Origin of the sequence: Daeguia caeni (assembly GCF_042653845.1) — a bacterium.
In the GTDB taxonomy this organism is placed as follows: domain Bacteria; phylum Pseudomonadota; class Alphaproteobacteria; order Rhizobiales; family Rhizobiaceae; genus Brucella; species Brucella caeni.
This window is the reverse complement of the sequence record NZ_JBHSEL010000033.1, coordinates 1-2158: the sequence shown is the minus strand read 5'-3', so window position 1 is coordinate 2158 and position 2158 is coordinate 1. Positions and strand designations below refer to the sequence as shown.

Sequence of the window (2158 nt, the reverse complement as noted above, 5' to 3'; positions counted from 1 at the left end):
GCAGTTCTGAGCGTAGATTCGTTGGTACTCACGCCGGCAATCTCGACACCAGCTCTGTCGACCGTCCGCGCTCAGCTTCCGACAACCAAATTCGCCGAGGTCCTTTTCGACGCCACATTTTGTGCAGAGTTTCATCAAAACGGTACCTCCGGATCGATGGTGGGATTGGCGGCGATGTATTCCTGAAGTGCGTCCTGGAAGCCGGTGACGGCGACGTCGATCAGGGTCAGTACCTGATGTTCCGAAAGGTCGACGAGACGGGTCTGCCAGCCGATCTCCTCCATGATCTCGGCAAGCGGCTTCATTGCGCTGCGGATCGCTGCCTGCTCAGCTTTGGTCGGATCAATCATCACGCAGCCCTCGCAAGTTCGTGCTGACCGGCGCCAAAGATCAGAGATCTGATTGCAGTGCGGTTGAACTGGAAGGAGATGAGCGCCGAAGCCTGATAGCGGGTCAGCCCGAAATCATGCCGGTAGTCGGCCGGTAGGTATGCAAGCTGTCGGTCGGTCGGCGGCTGCGACAGCCAGCGCCTGGTCTTGTGGGCGCTCTCATCGGATTCGTGTTCGTTCAGCCAGTCATCGGCGGCGGCCAGACACACCATGCGCTCGCCGATCGAGAGCAGGCGGGGTTCGAGGCCCTTGGCGGCGCCGATCGCGTACCAGCGGCCATTGAGGAAAAAGACACCGGCCCAAGCGGAGAAACCGTTGGCCATCAATGCGGCGTCGTCACCGAACAGATCGCACCAGCGGAAGCTGGAGCGCTTGAGGAGATCGATCTCCGACATCACAAAATCGGTGAGCGGAATGTCACCGTTGTCGTCGTCGATGCTTTCGAAGACAAAACCGCAGAGCGGGCATTCCTGACAGCCGAGCGGGATGTCCGCCTCGCATTGTGGGCAGCATTTGGTCGGGACATCGCCGGATGCATCGTGGCCGACGAGATCGACCTCCTGTTCGAGCGAGCCGTGCATCAGGCTCGAGGTGCCGAAATCGAGCACGATGCAGTCGGTCTTGATGACGCCCGGATGCTCGCTCGGATCGACGGTCCTCAAGCCCCGCCCGACCATCTGGATCATCGTCGACTTGTACGAGGACGGTCGCAGCAGCACGACGCACGAGGTCGGCGGGTGATCCCAGCCCTCGGTCAGCACCGCGACATTGACGACGATCCGCAATTCGCCGGCGGCATAGGCGGCAAGCACCGATTTGCGCTCGCCATCTCCCATCTCGCCATGGATGAGGCCGGCGGTGATGCCGGCAGCGTTGAACGCATCGGTGACGCCGCGCGCATGATCGACCGTTGAGCAGAACACCACTGTCTGCCGATCGGCGGCCTTGTCCTTCCAGTGCTGGACGACGGCATCGGTGACCGGGGCGCAGTTCATGATGCGCTCGACCTCGCCCATGTCGAAATCGCTGGCGGTCTTGCGCACCCTGGCCAGTTCGTCCTTGACGCCGACGTCGATGACGAAGGTGCGGGGCGGCACCAGATGCCCCGAACGGATCAACTCGCCGATGCGGATCTGGTCGGCAACGTTGGAGAAGACCTCGTGAAGACCCTTGCGATCGCCACGATTGGGTGTCGCAGTGACGCCGAAGATACGACAGGACGGATTGGCCTTCAGTGCCTGATCGATANTCACTGGAGTCGACGACCGAGGTGGAAATGGTGGGGTTGACGCGAGCGAACTTGTCGCGGTTTTGAGCGGTCAATTCATCACGATGGGCGAGCACAGCCGCCTTTGCGTCCGTATCGCCGATCATCTTGCCAGCGACGGCCGACAACATGATGGTTTTGCCGGCGCCGGTTGGTGCGACGCCCAGCGTATTGGCGTGGGTGTCGAGCGCAGCGACACTGCGCTCGACAAACAGTTTCTGGCGGGGACGAAGCAGCATTGCTCAACCCTCGCTCTACTGTGCCCACGAGGGGCGCGACGACGGCGTCGTGCCGTGCTGCCTGGCGTCGGCATAGGCGTTGCGCTGGGGAGCGTTGGTCGCGCTGGCCTGCGGCGTTGCCGTGACCAGCCCCATGATGGCGGCATAGTCCTTGTGGCTGGCGGTAACGGCGGAGCGGATCTCGTTCTTGTCGTCGCCATTGGTGTCGGTGCCGATGTCGATGCGGGCGACGAACTCCAGTCCGTCGAGATCGGCAAAGCCGG

General features: G+C 62.2%; 3 protein-coding genes and 1 pseudogene. All 4 read right to left on the bottom strand.

Annotation, left to right across the window (positions count from 1 at the left end):
* Window positions 1-134: 134 nt before the first annotated feature.
* Window positions 135-350, bottom strand: coding sequence for a DUF6511 domain-containing protein (locus tag ACFO1V_RS03375; RefSeq protein WP_374834754.1), 216 nt, complete (start codon window positions 348-350; stop codon window positions 135-137).
* A complete protein-coding gene (locus tag ACFO1V_RS03370; RefSeq protein ID WP_465251722.1) occupies window positions 350-1384 on the bottom strand; it encodes a DEAD/DEAH box helicase in 1035 nt (344 codons plus the stop codon). The genes ACFO1V_RS03375 and ACFO1V_RS03370 overlap by 1 nt, the downstream gene beginning before the upstream one ends.
* 289 nt (window positions 1385-1673) lie before the next feature.
* A pseudogene (locus ACFO1V_RS03365) lies at window positions 1674-1895 on the bottom strand (DEAD/DEAH box helicase family protein); the annotation flags it as partial.
* A gap of 15 nt (window positions 1896-1910) precedes the next feature.
* Window positions 1911-2158 (bottom strand): hypothetical protein (locus tag ACFO1V_RS03360; RefSeq protein WP_465251721.1); only part of this gene is annotated, 248 nt, incomplete at its 5' end.